The 15,093-nt window shown below is 73.4% G+C and carries 16 protein-coding genes and 2 pseudogenes; 6 read left to right on the plus strand and 12 right to left on the minus strand.

Annotation, left to right across the window (positions count from 1 at the left end; genetic code table 11):
* Window positions 1-84 precede the first annotated feature (84 nt).
* Window positions 85-392: pseudogene (locus GQF42_RS47610) on the plus strand (FAD-dependent monooxygenase); the annotation flags it as partial.
* 150 nt (window positions 393-542) lie between these two features.
* Window positions 543-1,025 (plus strand): aromatic-ring hydroxylase C-terminal domain-containing protein, encoded by a 483-nt coding sequence (locus tag GQF42_RS47615; RefSeq protein WP_407699530.1) that lies wholly within the window; start codon window positions 543-545, stop codon window positions 1,023-1,025.
* A gap of 10 nt (window positions 1,026-1,035) precedes the next feature.
* Here GQF42_RS47615 and GQF42_RS04415 read toward each other — a convergent pair whose 3' ends face one another.
* Both GQF42_RS04415 and GQF42_RS04420 read right to left on the minus strand, forming a co-directional pair.
* Complete coding sequence (locus tag GQF42_RS04415; protein WP_158917829.1) at window positions 1,036-1,836, minus strand: GNAT family N-acetyltransferase; 801 nt, start codon at window positions 1,834-1,836, stop codon at window positions 1,036-1,038.
* 351 nt (window positions 1,837-2,187) lie between these two features.
* Window positions 2,188-2,607, minus strand: coding sequence for a CBS domain-containing protein (locus tag GQF42_RS04420; RefSeq protein ID WP_158917831.1), 420 nt, complete (start codon window positions 2,605-2,607; stop codon window positions 2,188-2,190).
* Window positions 2,608-2,800: 193 nt separating this feature from the next.
* On the opposite strand from GQF42_RS04420, the gene GQF42_RS04425 reads away from it, so the two are divergent.
* Complete coding sequence (locus GQF42_RS04425) at window positions 2,801-3,469, plus strand: dienelactone hydrolase family protein (protein ID WP_158917833.1); 669 nt, start codon at window positions 2,801-2,803, stop codon at window positions 3,467-3,469.
* A gap of 3 nt (window positions 3,470-3,472) precedes the next feature.
* Here the strand turns inward: GQF42_RS04425 and GQF42_RS04430 are convergent, their stop codons facing one another.
* The 6 genes from GQF42_RS04430 to GQF42_RS04455 form a co-directional block, all read right to left on the minus strand.
* Complete coding sequence (locus GQF42_RS04430; protein ID WP_158917835.1) at window positions 3,473-4,594, minus strand: CapA family protein; 1,122 nt, start codon at window positions 4,592-4,594, stop codon at window positions 3,473-3,475.
* 65 nt (window positions 4,595-4,659) lie between these two features.
* A complete protein-coding gene (locus GQF42_RS04435) occupies window positions 4,660-5,085 on the minus strand; it encodes a hypothetical protein (protein ID WP_158917837.1) in 426 nt (141 codons plus the stop codon).
* On the minus strand, window positions 5,082-5,828 hold the full coding sequence (locus tag GQF42_RS04440; protein WP_199272566.1) for a class I SAM-dependent methyltransferase: 747 nt from the start codon (window positions 5,826-5,828) through the stop codon (window positions 5,082-5,084). The genes GQF42_RS04435 and GQF42_RS04440 overlap by 4 nt, the downstream gene beginning before the upstream one ends.
* Window positions 5,825-6,589 (minus strand): DUF2071 domain-containing protein, encoded by a 765-nt coding sequence (locus tag GQF42_RS04445; protein WP_199272567.1) that lies wholly within the window; start codon window positions 6,587-6,589, stop codon window positions 5,825-5,827. The genes GQF42_RS04440 and GQF42_RS04445 overlap by 4 nt, the downstream gene beginning before the upstream one ends.
* A complete protein-coding gene (locus GQF42_RS04450; RefSeq protein WP_158917839.1) occupies window positions 6,586-7,509 on the minus strand; it encodes a DUF3419 family protein in 924 nt (307 codons plus the stop codon). The genes GQF42_RS04445 and GQF42_RS04450 overlap by 4 nt, the downstream gene beginning before the upstream one ends.
* Complete coding sequence (locus GQF42_RS04455) at window positions 7,506-7,883, minus strand: DoxX-like family protein (protein ID WP_158917841.1); 378 nt, start codon at window positions 7,881-7,883, stop codon at window positions 7,506-7,508. Before GQF42_RS04455 ends, GQF42_RS04450 begins: the two co-directional genes overlap by 4 nt.
* Before the next feature lie 175 nt (window positions 7,884-8,058).
* Here GQF42_RS04455 and GQF42_RS47620 point away from each other — a divergent pair.
* Window positions 8,059-8,121, plus strand: a pseudogene (locus GQF42_RS47620) (potassium-transporting ATPase subunit C); the annotation flags it as partial.
* 59 nt (window positions 8,122-8,180) lie between these two features.
* Window positions 8,181-8,384: a hypothetical protein gene (locus GQF42_RS04465; RefSeq protein ID WP_158917843.1), complete on the plus strand. Its 204-nt coding sequence runs from the start codon at window positions 8,181-8,183 to the stop codon at window positions 8,382-8,384.
* Between the two features lie 40 nt (window positions 8,385-8,424).
* Here the strand turns inward: GQF42_RS04465 and GQF42_RS04470 are convergent, their stop codons facing one another.
* Window positions 8,425-9,603: a YbfB/YjiJ family MFS transporter gene (locus tag GQF42_RS04470; protein ID WP_158929757.1), complete on the minus strand. Its 1,179-nt coding sequence runs from the start codon at window positions 9,601-9,603 to the stop codon at window positions 8,425-8,427.
* A gap of 193 nt (window positions 9,604-9,796) precedes the next feature.
* Window positions 9,797-10,099: a muconolactone Delta-isomerase family protein gene (locus GQF42_RS04475; RefSeq protein ID WP_158917845.1), complete on the minus strand. Its 303-nt coding sequence runs from the start codon at window positions 10,097-10,099 to the stop codon at window positions 9,797-9,799.
* 251 nt (window positions 10,100-10,350) lie between these two features.
* Here GQF42_RS04475 and GQF42_RS04480 point away from each other — a divergent pair, with 251 nt between their 5' ends.
* Window positions 10,351-11,265: a LysR family transcriptional regulator gene (locus GQF42_RS04480; RefSeq protein WP_158917847.1), complete on the plus strand. Its 915-nt coding sequence runs from the start codon at window positions 10,351-10,353 to the stop codon at window positions 11,263-11,265.
* A gap of 214 nt (window positions 11,266-11,479) precedes the next feature.
* Here GQF42_RS04480 and GQF42_RS04485 read toward each other — a convergent pair whose 3' ends face one another.
* Together GQF42_RS04485 and GQF42_RS04490 are read right to left on the minus strand one after the other, a co-directional pair.
* Complete coding sequence (locus GQF42_RS04485; protein ID WP_158917849.1) at window positions 11,480-12,028, minus strand: ester cyclase; 549 nt, start codon at window positions 12,026-12,028, stop codon at window positions 11,480-11,482.
* A gap of 87 nt (window positions 12,029-12,115) precedes the next feature.
* Complete coding sequence (locus GQF42_RS04490; protein WP_158917851.1) at window positions 12,116-14,968, minus strand: AfsR/SARP family transcriptional regulator; 2,853 nt, start codon at window positions 14,966-14,968, stop codon at window positions 12,116-12,118.
* Window positions 14,969-15,093: the final 125 nt, after the last annotated feature.

Consider the following 15,093-nt stretch of genomic DNA (forward strand, 5'->3'; position numbering starts at 1 on the left):
ATGAACAGAGCGGCGCAGCCGTGGGAAACCCCGTCCGGCCGTGCCAGGCCCGTCACCGGCCGCACGGAACCGCCGTCCTTCCCGATGCGCTCGCTGAACGGCAGTGACCTGTACAACCTGGTGGTGGCCGCGGACGACGCCGACCGCGCCGGTCCACTGGAGCTGATCGACGACGCGCTGGCCTTCGACACCCCCGTGGAACTGCTCAGCGACGGCGAGTGGCATCTCACCCACCGCGTCGCCGACCGGTACCGGGCCGGGCGGGTCTTCCTCGCCGGCGACGCCGCGCACACGCTGTCACCCTCCGGCGGCTTCGGGCTCAACCCGGCATCGGCGACGCCGCCGACCTCGGCTGGAAACTCGCCGCCACGCTGGCCGGCTGGGCCGGGTGCGCGCTGCTCGACACCTACGACACCGAGCGCCGACCGATCGCCGTACAGAGCCTGGACGAGGCCCACCTCAATCTGCAGCGCACCATGCGCAGGCGGGTGCCTGCCGAGATCCACCTGGACGGAGCCGAGGGTGAGCCGGCGCGCGCGGAGATGGCCAGGGTGCTGGAAATCAGCGGAGCACAGCGGGAGTTCGACGCCCCGGAGATCCACTTCGGCCTGCGCTACCGCTCTGCGGCCATCATCGAGGACCCCCGGGTGCCGGTACGGCACGGGAAGCCCGGCCCCGACTGGCGTCCCGGCAGCGAGCCCGGCTGTCGCGCCGCACACGCCTGGTGGGACGCCGGCACGTCCACGCTCGACCTGTTCGGGCACGGGTTCGTCCTGCTGTGCTTCGGACACGACGGCGAACCCGCCGGTCTGGAGCGGGCGTTCGCCGCGCGCGGCGTACCGCTGACCGTGCGCTGCGGGGCAGGTCCGCAGATCGCCCGGCTCTACGAGCGGTCCTTCGTGCTGGTGCGCCCGGACGGACACGTGGCCTGGCGCGGCGACGAACTGCCCCGGCATTCCGGGGTGTTGGCGGACACGGTGCGTGGCGAACGGGCCGGGACCGTGCCCACGGGTGCGGACGGCTGACCGCCTGCCGTCACGCCCTCAGGCCGTAGAAGCCCATCGGTGAGTTCGGCCGGAAACCGATACGGGGATACACCGGCGCGCCTGCCGCCGTCGCGTGCAGCGTGGCGCGGGTGAGGCCGGTGGCACGGGCTCCCTCGTACAGGGCCTTGCGCGTCACGGCCTCGCCGTAGCCCCGCCGCTCCCACTGCGGTGCGGTGGCGACGAGCACGACGAAGAGACGGCCGTCCGCCTCCAGGGTGCCGGCGCAGGTCACCGGCACCCCGTCGCGCAGGCCCAGGTAGGCGTGCACCCGGGTCTTCCACAGCGTGGACCCGAGGAGCCCGTCGCGGCCGTGCTCCGGCGGGAATCCGTACGCGCTCGAGTTCAGGTCCGCGTAGGCCTGCAGCTGCTCGTCCGTGGTCACGCGCACGAAGGTCAGGTCGGGGTGGGACGGTTCGGGGACGGGCAGGAGGTCTCCGGCCATGCCGGTGCCGGGAAAGGCGTACTCGAGTCCCGCCTTCTCGGCGGCCGTCCGCACTCCCGCTCGTGCCTCCTGCGCGAGGAGGTCGTCGAAGAGCCACAGGAATCCGGGCTGCTGCTTGGAGCGCATGATGTCCGCCGCCTGGCTCAGACGCTGCCCGAGGAGTGCCGTGTCCGTGCCGACCTCGGTCAGGGTGATGCAGTTCCAGAAGGCGAACCGGCTGTCGGCCCAGCGGACGGCGATGCCCGGAAGGTCCCGCACATCGGCGTCCGCGTCACGGTCGAGCACCAGGGCACGCCAGACCAGGGCGAGCTGCTCCATGGATTCGACGGACTCCGTACGACCCGTCATCGGACCTCCCGTGTGAAGTTGCAGGCATGCCGTCCAACGAGCGGCCGGCTCATCCGTACCGTGCACCCGGCGAGAGTTGAGCACACCGCGGACGAGCGAGCCGTGTGCCAGGCGTGGTCTCAGCCGGGGAGCAGCGATCCCGGCCGGGCAGGGCCCGGTCCAGGACCAGCGACGCCGCCCCCACCGCCGCCACGTTCTCTTCTCCCCCGGCGTCGTGGAGACGACCGCCGTGGGATGGGTCGCCTTCACGAACGGGGAACGCGCCACCATGAGCCCCGGCCCGACCCCGCAAGCCCGCTCACACCGGCGGCCGGGGCCCGACCGATCTGTCGGGCCCCGGCCGCAGCGTCGTCACGCGTACACCCGGTGCACGAACTCGGCGAGCTGGTCGTCGGAGAGGTGCCGGGCTATGTCGGCCTCGCTGATCATGCCGATCACGCGCTTGTTCTCGACCACAGGAAGACGCCTGATCTGGCGGCCCCCCATCTCCCGCAGCGCAAGGGAAATGTCGGAAGCGGCATCGATCCAGCGCGGTGTGCCCTCACAGATGTCCCCGCACGTCACGCGTGCGGGGTCGTGGCCCTCCGCGACACACCTCACCACGATGTCGCGGTCGGTGATGATGCCGCACATACGGTCACCGTTCTCGGGGTCGCTGACCGGAAGCGCGCCCACTCCGTGGTCCCGCATCATCTGCGCCGCACGGTCCAGTGTCTCGTACCGAGGTATCCACTGGGCACCGGGATGCATGATGTCCTTCGCAGTCGTCATCGCTCCTCCCTTCATCCTTCAACCATGGTGCACAAGGCGCGTTCACCATGTCTTGTTGGGCTTTCAATCGGCTCCTGAGCTGCTCCCGATCGGCTGCTGAACGACGGCGGACGGCATCGGGGCGGGTGAGGTATACACGAGGTACGACCAGACGGCCGAACATCCTCGCAGTCCTCCGGGGAAGTTGATGACCATGAAGTCCGAGACGGTTGTGGTGCCCGCCGACGGTGCCACGCTCCCTGGCGATCTCGTGGTGCCGCAGTCCGCACGGGCCGTGGTGTTGTTCGCGCACGGCAGCGGAAGCTCCCGGCACAGTCCGCGCAACCAGGCCGTGGCCGCCGCGTTGCGCGAGTCCGGGCTGGGCACGTTGCTGATCGACCTGCTCACCGCCGAGGAGGAGCAGCGGGACCTGGTGACCCGCGAGCACCGCTTCGACATCGCGCTGCTGGGGCGTCGCCTCGTTGCAGCGATGCGGTGGCTCGATGCCGAGCCCGGCACCCGCGACCTGCCCATCGTGCTCTTCGGGGCCAGTACGGGCGCGGCCGCCGCCCTCCGGGCCGCCGCCGAGCGGCCCGAGCACGTCCTGACCGTCGTCTCGCGCGGCGGCCGGCCCGACCTCGCGGGCGACGCACTGCCCGCCGTGCGCGCACCCGTCCTGTTCGTCGTCGGTGGTCAGGACCACGAGGTGCTGCGGCTCAACGAGGAGGCCGCACGGCAGCTACGGGTCCCGCACCGCCTGCAGGTGATCCCGGGAGCCACCCACCTGTTCGAGGAACCCGGCACCCTGGAGCGGGTCGCCGACACGGTCCGGGACTGGTGCGAGCAGCGTCTGCGCGCGGCATCGCCGCAGGACGAGCAGTAGACGTCAGCAAAGGGGCCGCGGGCCCGGTACGAGGCTGAGCATGCCGTCGGCGGCCACCTCGACCCGTACGCCGTGGCTGATCCGGTCCAGGGTCGTGCGCAACCACGCGCGGTCCTCCTCCCCTGCACGCTGCAGCCGCATCCGCCGGGCCCGCAGAGCGCACATCCGCAGGCCGGTCAGGGCCCCGGTGTCCGCGTCCACCGTGACCAGGTACCCGAGCCGGAGGTCGTCGCGGTACTCCTCGTAGCCCGAGATGCCCTCGTAGTCGTCGATGAAGTCGCCGCAGCCGTGGAGGATCAGCCGACCCCGGTACACCTCCACGGGACGGGGATGGTGCGAGGAATGACCGTGGACGAGGTCCACTCCCCCGTCGATCAGGGCGTGCGCGAAGCGCTTCTGTTCGCGGGGGACGAGATAGCCCCAGTTGGAACCCCAGTGGACCGACACGACGACGATGTCGCCCGGTCGCCGCGCCGTTCGGGCCCGCTGGACGACGCTCGCCGCAGCCGCCGCCGACAGGTGTCGGGCGTAGGCGACCCCGGGCCGGCCCGTGGTCGCGGCCCAGTCGGGCGGGATGCCGCTGGACAGCGTGCCGAGGGCGAGGACCAGTACCCGTCGGCCGGGTCCGAGCGGGACCGCCGCGGGCCCGTAGGCCTCGTCGGCGTCGTGTCCGGCGCCCGCGGTCCGCAGCCCCGCGCCGGCGAGCGTGTCCAGCGTCTCCTCCAGGCCCGGCCGGCCGAAGTCCAGCACGTGGTTGTTGGCGAGGACGCACACGTCGGGCCGGGCCACGGACAGGGCGGCGAGGTTGGCCGGGTGCATCCGGTAGTGGACCGCCTTGCCGTTCGCGAACTGGTCACTGCGTGTGACAGCGGTCTCCAGGTTCACGATCCGGGCGTCCGGGGCGCTCCGCTCCAGCACCTCCAGCGCCTCGCCCCACGGCCAGGCCGGGCCGACCGGTGCCGGGATCGGGCCGCTGACCGCCTCGGCCAGCCTCACGTACGAGCGGGCGTCCGTGACGTAGTCCTCGCGCAGCTCCGGACCTGCCGGGTGCGCGAGGATCTGATCGACGCCGCGCCCGAGCATCACGTCCCCGCACAGGAACAGCGTCACCACACCGCCGCCCATGCCCCCACCCTAGGGCTGTCGTGACATTCCCGCCCTCGCCCCAAGGACGGCTCCGCACCCCGGGGTCAGCCCGCCGCGTGCACCGTCGCCACGGCGAACACCGCCGTCACCCATGTCCACAGCACGGACAGCGCGACATGCCCGGCCGTCCGCAGCCGGTGCCCCCGCCACAGCCGCGGTGAGAAGTACGCGAACTCCATCGCCCAGCGCAGCCCCCAGAAGAGGGTCTGTCCGCACAGCAGCACGGTCGGCAGGGGATCACCGCTCAGCAGTTCCCGGGCGAACGCCAGCGGCAGCGCACCGAGCAGGACGCAGGTCAGGCCGATGAAGAACAGGTGCGCGTACGACACCTGCCGGGTCAGCAGGCTGGTGCTGCCGAGATCGCCCGGCCAGTCCAGGACGCGGGGCACTACGACGTGCAGCAGGCCCATACCGATGAGGGCCGCCCCGACCAGCCGCAACTGCACGGTAAGGGCGAGCAGTTGGATCATGCCGGCCCCTTGGCGAAGGCGAACGCCGTGACCAGTCCCGCGATCCGGCGCTCGGCCGCCGGACGCAGGCCGACGTGCGCGGCCAGCCGCAGCCACTCCGCGCGGGGCAGGAAGTGCCGGGCGCCGGGCCCGAACACGGCCGTGTTCGCACCGTCCCTGAGGTGTTCCACCAGGACCAGCCGCCCGCCGGGACGCAGCGCCCGCGCACACTCCCGGAACAGCCGCTCCCTGTCCCGCGCCCTGCGCAGTTCGTGAGCGGAGAAGACGAGGAACACCGCGTCCGCCAGGGCCGCGCGCACCGGGAGCGCGCCCGGGCGGCCCGGCAGGGCGTGCGGTGACGGGGGCACCCTGCGCCGGGCGCGGCGCACCGAGCCCTCGGTCATCAGGGCCGGGTCGTACAGGTCGACGGTGGTCTGCCGGGACTCGGGCCAGCGGGCCGCCAGTGGGGCGCCGGCCTCGTCGAGTCCGGCGCCCACCACCAGGTGTGCGGCGGGCGGCTGCGGCAGGAGCGCGTCCAGCCAGTCGTAGTCGTACAGTTCCGAGCGGTCGTAGACGAGCCAGGTCGCGACCGTGGCGGACGCGAGCAGGCCGAGGGCGGCCGCCGCGCCGGCCCGGGCGGCAGCGCGCGACGGCCGCGGCAGCCGGCCGGACAGCGCCGCGCAGACCACCGCCGTGCCGATGCCGGCGGCGTACTGCGGCCAGTTGTAGGCGATGACCTCCCGCACGCCCGATCTGCGGATCACCGCACGCCCCCGCGCTGGTTCCGGCGCAGGCCGCGTTCCCAGCCGTACTCCAGGTCGGCGACGTGGAAGGCGTTGGCGAGGACCGGTCGTGCGCCGGCGAAGGGGCCGTGGTCGAAGAAGGTCAGGCGGCCTACGTCGACCGAGACCGGCTGCGGGTCCCAGTGGGCGCGGAACGCCTTGATCACGATGATGGACCGGGTCTGCGGCTCGTACTCGAAGGTGTACGGCAGCGGGCCCGCGAAGCGCCGGGCGGCGCGGGCGTCCGCGAAGGGGCTGCCCGCGGGCAGCGGCGCCGGAGCGCTGCCGAGATCCGCCCGCACCTGCAGGTCCGCCCGGCCGTCGCGGCTGACCACGCGGAATTCCAACGCGTCGCCCTCGGTCCGGGTCCCGATCCGGGCCAGCCGGTAGTTGTAGCGGGTCAGCAGGTTGCCGCCGAACACCATCAGCCGGCGGTCGGTGTCACTGCGCAGGATGCGCAGGCCGCGCATGACCCGCCCGCCCGGGGTGCGGAAGCGGGTGAAGACGCGGTACCCGGTGAGGAGGTAGTCCGAGCCCAGGCGGGCGGGCAGGGCGGCCGGTCGCAGGGCACGGGTGTCCACGAGCGCGACGGCCACGAACCCGTGCTCGCCGTACGTCTCCAGGTCCAGGCCGGGCGGGACCAGCGGGCGCAGCACCTCGGCGGGCAGGGCGTACGTCAGCACCAGTGAGTGGGCGAAGTGTGTCCGTATCGCCACGGGGTGGCGCTGGAGCAGATGTCTCACGGTGCGATCCTCCGATCAGGGGCCGCGCCCCCGAGGCGCACCACCCGTACGACTCCCCACAGCACCGAGCGGTCCTGTGCCGCCCAGCCCGGCCCCTCGGGTCCCGGTTCGCGGGCGCTGCGCAGCACCACCACACCGCCGGGCCGTACCGCGTGCCGTACGGCCGCGCGCAGCCGGCGGGCGAACTCGGGGCCCGGGCCGTCCAGTACGTTCGAGAGGGTCACGGCGTCGTAGCCGCCACGCGGCGCCTGCTCCAGCACGCCCACCACGTCGCCCTCGACCAGCCGGACGCCCGCTGCCCCGGGTGCCGGGGTGCCCGGTGGCTCCGCGCCCGCCAGCAGCCGCCACAGCCAGGGATTGTGTGCGTTGGGATGGGTGGACACGGTCCGCTCCAGGCGCCGCCGCAGCACTTCGTCGAAGCGCGCCGGGACGACACCGGCGAACGACGGTCGCAGCGCCACCGCGAGGGCTCCGCCGGGCCGCAGTGCGAGCCGCATGAGCCGGCGCAACCCCGGGGTGTCCAACTCGGCCCGCCAGCGACGGGCCTGCTGTGCCGGTTCGTCCAGGGTCAGGAACTCCCGCAGCCGCTCCTGTCGCCAGGCGGGCAGCAGACTCGCCGCGGTGGCCCGGCCCAGGCGCATGACCGCCTCGGCCGATCCCTCCTCGGTCTGCGCACCGGCCAACCTCCGCCGCGCGTAGGCGAGTTGTACCGGATTGAGGTCCACGGCCGTAACGTCGTATCCCGCCGCACACAGGGCCGCCGCCGTGTCGCCCGCCGAGGCGATGCACAGCACGCGCGCGTCCGGCGGCGGGAAGGCCGCCAGCTCGACGCCCCAGTCCTCGTACATCCGCCCGAAGAGCAGGCGCGGTCCGCCGAGTCCGCCGAGCAGCCGGCCGTGCGCCCAGGGTGTCCCGTTCATGCGTCCACCGTCCATGTCACCACCCAGATCAGCGCCAGGAAGGCCAGGTTCTGCGTCAGCATCCGCCCGGGTTCGGCGATCCGGCCAGGGCTGAAGAGCAGGCCGCCGAAGTTGAAGGCCACGACCAGTACGGTCTGCAGGAGCGCCGCCGAGCGCGCCCACAGCCCGCTCAGCACCCAGACACCGACGGCGACCTCTGCCAGGCCGATCGCGACCAGCGCCGCCGTCACCGCCCAGTCCGGCAGCAGCGGCACATCGCCGACGATCCCCCGCTGGTCAGCCCGCCCCGGCCAGATCTTGCACCAGGATCCCTCGTAGAACCACACCAGGGCGATCGCCCACCGCGCCGCTGTGACCCGCCACGTCCTCTGCACACGATGATCATGCCTGTTGCACGCACGGTCGTGATGCCCGGCCCCCGCCCTTGCCGTGGTCCCCCATCCGGGCGGGGTGACGGTTCGCTGAAGGAAGCGGCGGCGCTGCGCATACAGGACCATCGTCCAACACCGGGCCGCGGTGGCCGCGTTCGACGGCGTGCCGGCCGAACGTGTGCCCGACGACGCGGTCACCGCCTCCGGTTCCGGGCTCGACCGGGACATCTCACCCGCGTACGCCTGCAAGCAGGTGACCCGGGTGGCGAAGGCCCGCGGGTCGGCCCCGGCCACGGTCCGGTGGAGATCGTCAGTCCCGTACCGGCCACGCGGCGCGAGCCGTTGTACGAGGGCGACACGTTGCTGGTCACCTACGATCCCGCCGACCCGGGCGCCGTCGTCGTCCACCACCGTGAGCGGCGTCTGCTGGACTACGGGTTCATCGGCGCCGGAGCGCTCGTGGTGCTGCCGGCACCGGTCCTGGCCCTGCTCGTTCGCGGGTGACGGTGGCGAGCGAGCCGCTCGAGTGCGCAGGGGCGGCCGGTCAGCGCCTGCCCTCGGCCCCGTCGGCGGCCACCCGAGCGGGCTGACCCGCACCGGCCCCGAGCCGTGCCACCGCCTCGTGGTGCGGGAAGCCGATGCGCAGCACGGCTGCGGCTGCGGCAGCGGCCAGCACCACGGCCGCTGCCAGGATCAGTGCCTGGTGGTAGCCGTGCCGGAGCAGCGGTGTGACGGCCAGTGGGCCGAGGATCTGGCCGACGGAGTATCCGGCGGTCAACAGCGCGACGGAGCGCGGGAAGCGCAGGTGGGCGCCGGTGGCGAGGGCCAGCGTGCTGATGCCGATGAAGGTGCCGCCGAAGAGGGCGGCGGACACCAGTGCGGCCGCTGTCCCGGCGAGCAGAGCGGGCAGCGCGATACCGACGGCCTGGATGAGGAGTGCGGTGCACAGCAGGCCGGGGCGGGACCAGCGGCGGCACAGCCAGGCCCACAGCGCCGAGGACGGTACGGCCGCCAGCCCGACCAGGACCCAGGCTCCGCTGCCCACCCAGCCCGGGGAGCCCTGTTCGATCGCGGAGACCAGGAAGGTGCCGGCCACGATGTAGCCGATGCCTTCCAGGGCGTAGGAGACGAACAGCGCCGTGAACCAGCGGTGCGTGCGTGTCCCTGCCGAACCGGCTGTCTCGCCGGCCGTTTCCCCGTTCGGGGACGCGGTCACCGGTGCGGGCCCTTCGGGGCGCAGGTTCCAGGAGACGGCGGCGAGCGCAGCGGCGAGTGCGGCCGAGGCGTACCAGGCGGCCCGCCAGTCGGCGACGGAGTGCAGTACGAGGACGAGCAGGCCGGACAGCGCGATGCCGGCGCCGACTCCGCCGAAGGCCCAGCCGGGCAGGTACGCCGGGTGTTCGCGCAGACGGGTCAGGAGGGAGCTGACCGCGATGACGAAGATGAGGGCGCTCGCCACCCCGGCCGTCAGCCGCAGCGCGAGCCATACCGGTGTGCTGTGGGTGGCGGGCATGGCGGCCAGGCTGCCGGTCAGGACGGCCAGACAGGTGCGCAGGACGGCGGGGGAGCGCACCAGGGCGGGCATCAGGATGCCCGCGAGGGCCCCGAGCAGATAGCCGACGTAGTTGCCCGTGGCGAGGTTCGCGCCGGCGCCCGTGGACAGCCCGGCCTGGGAGTGCATCAGGGGAAGGATCGGGGTGTAGACGAACCGGCCAACCCCCATGCCCGCGGCGAGCGCCGCCGCCGCCCGGCCCACGTGGCCCCAGGGAGAGCCGAGCGGGCCGTCTCCCGGGTCCGAGGGCGCGCGCAGGGGTCGTACGGTCACGAGGGTGTCCTTTTCCGGCCCCGGGGATTCCAGGTCCTGGTGCGGCGTGGCGCCGCGGACGGGCGGCGACGGAGAACAGGGCGTGTGGGTGTCACCGGGGGCCGTCGTTGCGGCCGGGGTCGTTCGGATGCGACTCCAGCGCGGTGACGGCGAAGGTCATCCACGGGCTCAACGGCAGCGTCCCGAGCACCTTCTCGCGCAGTTCCTCCTCGTCGGCCGCCCGCCAGATGCCGATGCTGCGCAGCTCGCCGACCGGGCGCCACAGCCGCGCCAGGTGGCCCGTGGCGGACAGCTCCCGGGCGCGGACGGCCTCGGCCGCGCGCCGCCGGTCGGCCTCGGCCCGGCTCGTGCCCTCGGGGAGGGTCGTGGTGATCTCGACGAGAAACTCTCGCATGGCCGGACTCCGTTCGCTCAGGGCGTCCGGCGGGGACCGGTGCGCCTCGGGTGGTTCGGCGCCCTGTGCGGGGAGCGGCTCGGCAGCGGGCCCCGCCTGACGCCGCGGTGGTCCCCGGCCGGGCCGCAGCGCGCGGTACCCCGGCAGCGGGCCGCCGTGCTCCCATCGTCCGTCCGCCACCGGCACGGACGCCACGACCGGCTTCCTCCGTGCTGATAGGTACAGCCTCCTACCGGCCGTAGCATGGGGCCGTGGAGCTGCGCCAACTCCGGTACTTCGTGGCCGTCGCCGAAGAGCTGAACTTCAGCCGTGCCGCCGGGCGGCTCCTGATCGCCGGCCCCTCCCTCTCCCAGCAGATCAAGGCCCTCGAACGCGACCTGGGAGTGCGCCTGTTCGACCGCGACCGCCGGTCGGTCTCCCTCACCCCGGCGGGTTCGGCCCTGCTGCCGCAGGTGCGCGACCTGCTCGCCCGAGCCGACGACCTCGAGCGCCGGGCGGCCGCCCTGTCCGGTTCACCGGCCGTGCGGCTGGGCTACGTCAACTGGCTTCCGGCGGACCTGGCAGCGCGCACCTCGGCGGTGGCCCAGGTGCACGTCGACGCGTGGGTGGCTCCTTCTCATGCCCAGGCGGCCCGGGTCGCCGAGGGCGGCCTGGACGTGGCCGTGTGCTGGGTGCGGACCGAGGATCTGGCCCAGCGTGGCCTGCGGGCCGGGCTCATCGGCGCCGACCGGCTCTGCGCCGTCGCCTCCGGTCATGACACCTCCGACGTCGCGGCCCGGGACACCGCCGTCCTGATCGACGCCGACGCGACCTCCTGGGCGTCGTGGAACGCCTACGCCGAACACGTGGCCCGGGACACGGGGGCGCGTGCGGTACGCATCACCGACGGCGGCATCACCGGCCCGGCCTTCTTCGACCACGTCCGCCGCTGCGATCGCCCGGTCATCAACTCCCCCAAGGGGCAGACCAGTTCGTTGCCGCCCGACCTCGTACGCCGTCCGGTCGTCGGCCCCGAGATCTACTGGACGTGGTCGGTGGTGTGGCGCGCCGACGAGGCCCGTGCCTCGGTGCTGGCGGTGGTCGACGCCCTTCGCGAGGGCGTGGGAGACCTGGGTCTCCAGGGTCCGGGTGTCTGGCTGCCCGAGGGCGATCCCCACCGGCAGTGACCCGGTCCGAGCCGGGCCGGCAGGCGCCGCCCACCGGCGCGGAGGAAGCCAGTACTTGGCCCGGGGCTCTCGCCCACCGACGACGCGGACCGCGTGACCGTGCGGGGCGACATCGCCGATCCCGCCTCCGCCGAGGGCGCCGTCACCTCGCCCGGCCGCCCCTCCGCGGCCGGCTTCCTGCCTGGTGGCCTGCCGTCAGGCAGGCCGGCGCCGGTCAGGGAAGCACCCGCGGTGCCCCGGCCCGTGCGTGCTCACGGCGGGCCCGGCGAAGGGCCCGTTGCATCCGCAGAATGTACCGGGGTGAGGGCGGCACCCAGCCCAGTTGGACGGCCTGGCCCAGATCGTCGCGGTTGGCCCAGTGCTCGGTCAGCTGTCCGCCGGCGATGCGGCACCAGTGCGTCTGGGTGACGGAGAAGGTCTTCCCGGTCGCGGGGAACGCCCCCGATGGGTAGGCGTTCGCGTCGTACGTGACGAACGTTCCGGTGTGGCGAGCCGACATGGTGGTGTGCAGGACCACCAGGCCCGCCTCGGTCACCGCCTCGTCGATCCTCCACTCCAAGTCGCAGTAGGCGGCGCGCAGCCACAGCGCGCTCGCGTGGAAGGCCCTCGGTCCGCGGCCACGCGCCGCCGGCGGCTCCGCCCGGCTCTCGCGGTTGACGGCGTCGGGGTGGATGAGCCGCTCGAAGTCCGCGAGAGTCCCCTCGGCCATCATCCGCACGCAGCGGACCGCGAGGTCGCGCGCGGTGAGCTGGGCATCGGTCATGTTCCCGTCCTGTTCCTGGAAAGCGCACGTCCCTCACTGTGACCGGCCGGCATGTCAACCTGCTTACAGACACCGCGCACTGACGGGTCAGGGCCGGGCGGTCAGCGCCCCGGCCGTGCCGGTGAACAGGGCGACCATGTCCTCCCAGGCCATGGGCGCGCCGCCGGCGACGGGCGGCAGTGCTTCGAGCAGCCGCGTCACCCGGTCCGCGAGGTCCGGTCCGGCACACCGCATGTAGCGGCCCGGATCGGTGCCGCTGCGCGCGGCGTGGTCGGCGACCGCCCTGTGCAGCCTCGCCGCGCTCTCCCGGGCGCCGAGTGAGGCGAGGGCGACGACACCCGCGTACAGGGCCCCCAGCTCGTCCGACCCGTTGGGTTGCCCCTCGAACACGGCCACCGCGCGCACCAGCAGATCCAGCGCCCGACACGCCACCGCCTCGCCTCCCTGCTCGTCGGCCAGCAGATACCAGGCCAGTTGCAGATCGCTGATGGCCTCCCCCGAGGTGAATCCGCACCCGGCGGCGATCTCGCGCGCCCTGCTCAGGGTCTCGGTGACAGCAGCGGTGTCCCCGTCCTGGAAGTGGACGACGGCGATGCCCCACAGCGCCGACGCGCGCAGGAAACCCGGTGGGTCCCGGCGGTCGCAGGCCGCCTGGAACGCCAGTGCCGCGGCGCGCATGCGCGCGCCGGCCTCCATGTCGGCCAGGGCGTTGCAGCGGCGCATGTGCGCGTCCAGCAGCAGATCGTCGTGCACCGGGTCCCTGTCGTCGAGCAAGGCGAGCGCGGCATCGGCGGCGGCGAGCGCGGCACCGGTGTCACCGGCATGACTGGAGGTGACGGAGATCCCGATCAGTGCGGCGGCCCGGTCGGTGACGGGCGCCTCGGGACACGCGTCGAGGGCCCGTCGCAGCAGTGCCCTCCCCTCGAGTACTGGTCCGGCCGACACCCACAGATACCGCAACACGCCCGTCGTGCGCAGGGCTTGCGCGGGAGCGTGGTCCAGGTCGTGGGCGATTGAGGCCCGGATGTTGGCCAGTTCGCCCGCCAGGGCATGCACGGCCTCGCTGAACCTGGGCCCGGTGAACAGCAAGGCCTGTTCGGCGACGAAGGACCGCACCCACTCGGCGTGCGCCCGGAGGGTGGCGGCACGGTCGGGGTCGATGGCACGGCAGTGACGGCGGATGGTCTCCAGCAGGCGGTAGCGCACGTGCCCCGAGGAGACGTCCGCGGTGAGTACGGACCGGTCGACCAGCGCCGCCAGCCCCGCGAACACCGCTTGGTCCGTGTCGGCCGGGCGTACCGATGCCGCCGCCTGCCAGCAGAAGCCGCCGTCGAACGGCCACAGCCGCAGCAGCAACGCGCGCTCCCGGTCCGGAAGTTGCTCGATGCTCCAGCCGATGGCGGCAACCAGCGAATGGTGGGGTGAGACCGAGCCGCGGGCCGGGGTGCCGAGGGCGTCGAACCGCTCGTGGACGTGCGCGGCGATGTCGGCCAGGCCGAACGACCGCGCCCGGGCTGCGGCCAGCTCGATCGCGAGGGGCAGCCCGTCGAGCGCGGTGCAGACAGTGGTGGCCGCCTCGGTGTCGCGGGCGGTGGGTGTCCATCCGGTGCGATGTGCCCGCACCCGGTCGAACAGCAGCTCCACCGCCGTGCCGTCCTCGCCGTCGAGCGGCAGCGGTGCGAGCGTGAGCACGTGCTCGCCGTCCAGGCCAAGCGCCCAGCGGCTGGTCGCGAGGATCCGCAGCCCGGGACACCGCACCAGCAGGGGCAGTACGACATCGGCGAGTGCGTCGGTGAGGTGCTCGCAGTTGTCCAGTACCAGCACCTCGTGCCGGTCGGCCAGCGCGTGGGCGGCCGCGGCGAGCGGATCGGACGCGGTCCGCGTCCCATCCACCGCCAGTGCGATGGTGGGCGCGAGCAGTTCCGGGCTGCGCAGGTCGGCCAGCCGGACCAGCCGGGCGTCGGCGCGGTCGGCGGCATGCTCGAGGGCGAGCCGGGTCTTGCCGACCCCGGCCGGGCCGGTGATCGTCACCAGACGGGCCGCGGCGAGTTCCGCGTCCAGCAGTGACAGCTCCCGCGCGCGTCCGATCAGCCGGGTCAGGGGACGGGCAACGGCGGGAGGCCGCACGTCCCGGTCGGCGGACGGTGGTTCGTCCGGCCGCGCCGATACCGGCACCGGTGCCGGCACGGTCAGCAGGCTGGGGTCATGGACCAGCATGCGCTGCTCCAACGCCCGTAACGCCGGGCCCGGTTCGGCACCCAGTTCTTCGACCAGCAGCCCACGTACGCGCCGTAACTCCGCCAGGGCGTGCCCCTGCCGTCCGCTGCGGTAGAGGCCCAGGGCGAGCAGTTCCCAGCGCCGTTCACGGTACGGCGCCTCGATCACCGACTGGCTCAGGGCCGCCACGGCGCGAGCGGTCTCGCCACGGGCCAGCCGAGCGGCCTGCAGTTCCTCCAGGGCGATCTCCCGCAGCTCCGTCATCCGTGCCCGCAGGCCGGACACGTGCAGCGACTCACCCAGCTCTGTCCACGGACGGCCGCGCCACAGGGCCAAGGCCGACTCCAGCATCCGTACGGCAGCGGAGGGGTCGGTGTCGGCCGGCTCCCCCGTACCGCGCTCCACCCGCCGCTCGAAGAGACCGTGATCGCTCTCCTCGGGCGCCAGCGCGAGCCGATAGCCCTGCGGGGTCGATTCCAGGCGCCCACGCTGTCCCGGGCCCAGTGCGCTGCGCAGCCGGTGCACCGTGACCCGGATCGCGTTGGTGACCTCGGCGGTCAACTCGGCGTCCCAGACCACTTCGGCCAGCGTCGACAGCGACACCGCTGACCCCGCACCGGCGGAGAGCGCCGCAAGCAGCCTGCGGGGAATCGGACCGCCGAGTTCCGCCGTACCGCCCTCGATCTCGACCTCGATCGGGCCTAGGACCCGGCAGAAGATCACCGCTTCACCGCCCCGTGGGCCGGGGCGCCGGCGGACCCTGGTGTGACTCTCCGGCCCGGTGGCGCGAGGTCCGCAAGTCGATTGAAACCCGGAAAAACTGTAAGCCGGTTGAAATCCCGTCCCGC

Origin of the sequence: Streptomyces broussonetiae, assembly GCF_009796285.1 — a bacterium.
GTDB classification, from domain to species: Bacteria; Actinomycetota; Actinomycetes; order Streptomycetales; family Streptomycetaceae; genus Streptomyces; species Streptomyces broussonetiae.

Bases quoted from the DNA above. Each gene is read 5' to 3' on its own strand.
- GQF42_RS47615 (WP_407699530.1), top strand. From the start codon at position 543: ATGGCCAGGGTGCTGGAAATCAGCGGAGCACAGCGGGAGTTCGACGCC.
- GQF42_RS04415 (WP_158917829.1), bottom strand. From the start codon at position 1,836: ATGACGGGTCGTACGGAGTCCGTCGAATCCATGGAGCAGCTCGCCCTG.
- GQF42_RS04420 (WP_158917831.1), bottom strand. From the start codon at position 2,607: ATGACGACTGCGAAGGACATCATGCATCCCGGTGCCCAGTGGATACCT.
- GQF42_RS04425 (WP_158917833.1), top strand. From the start codon at position 2,801: ATGAAGTCCGAGACGGTTGTGGTGCCCGCCGACGGTGCCACGCTCCCT.
- GQF42_RS04430 (WP_158917835.1), bottom strand. From the start codon at position 4,594: ATGGGCGGCGGTGTGGTGACGCTGTTCCTGTGCGGGGACGTGATGCTC.
- GQF42_RS04435 (WP_158917837.1), bottom strand. From the start codon at position 5,085: ATGATCCAACTGCTCGCCCTTACCGTGCAGTTGCGGCTGGTCGGGGCG.
- GQF42_RS04450 (WP_158917839.1), bottom strand. From the start codon at position 7,509: ATGAACGGGACACCCTGGGCGCACGGCCGGCTGCTCGGCGGACTCGGC.
- GQF42_RS04470 (WP_158929757.1), bottom strand. From the start codon at position 9,603: ATGGGGGTTGGCCGGTTCGTCTACACCCCGATCCTTCCCCTGATGCAC.
- GQF42_RS04475 (WP_158917845.1), bottom strand. From the start codon at position 10,099: ATGCGAGAGTTTCTCGTCGAGATCACCACGACCCTCCCCGAGGGCACG.
- GQF42_RS04485 (WP_158917849.1), bottom strand. From the start codon at position 12,028: ATGACCGATGCCCAGCTCACCGCGCGCGACCTCGCGGTCCGCTGCGTG.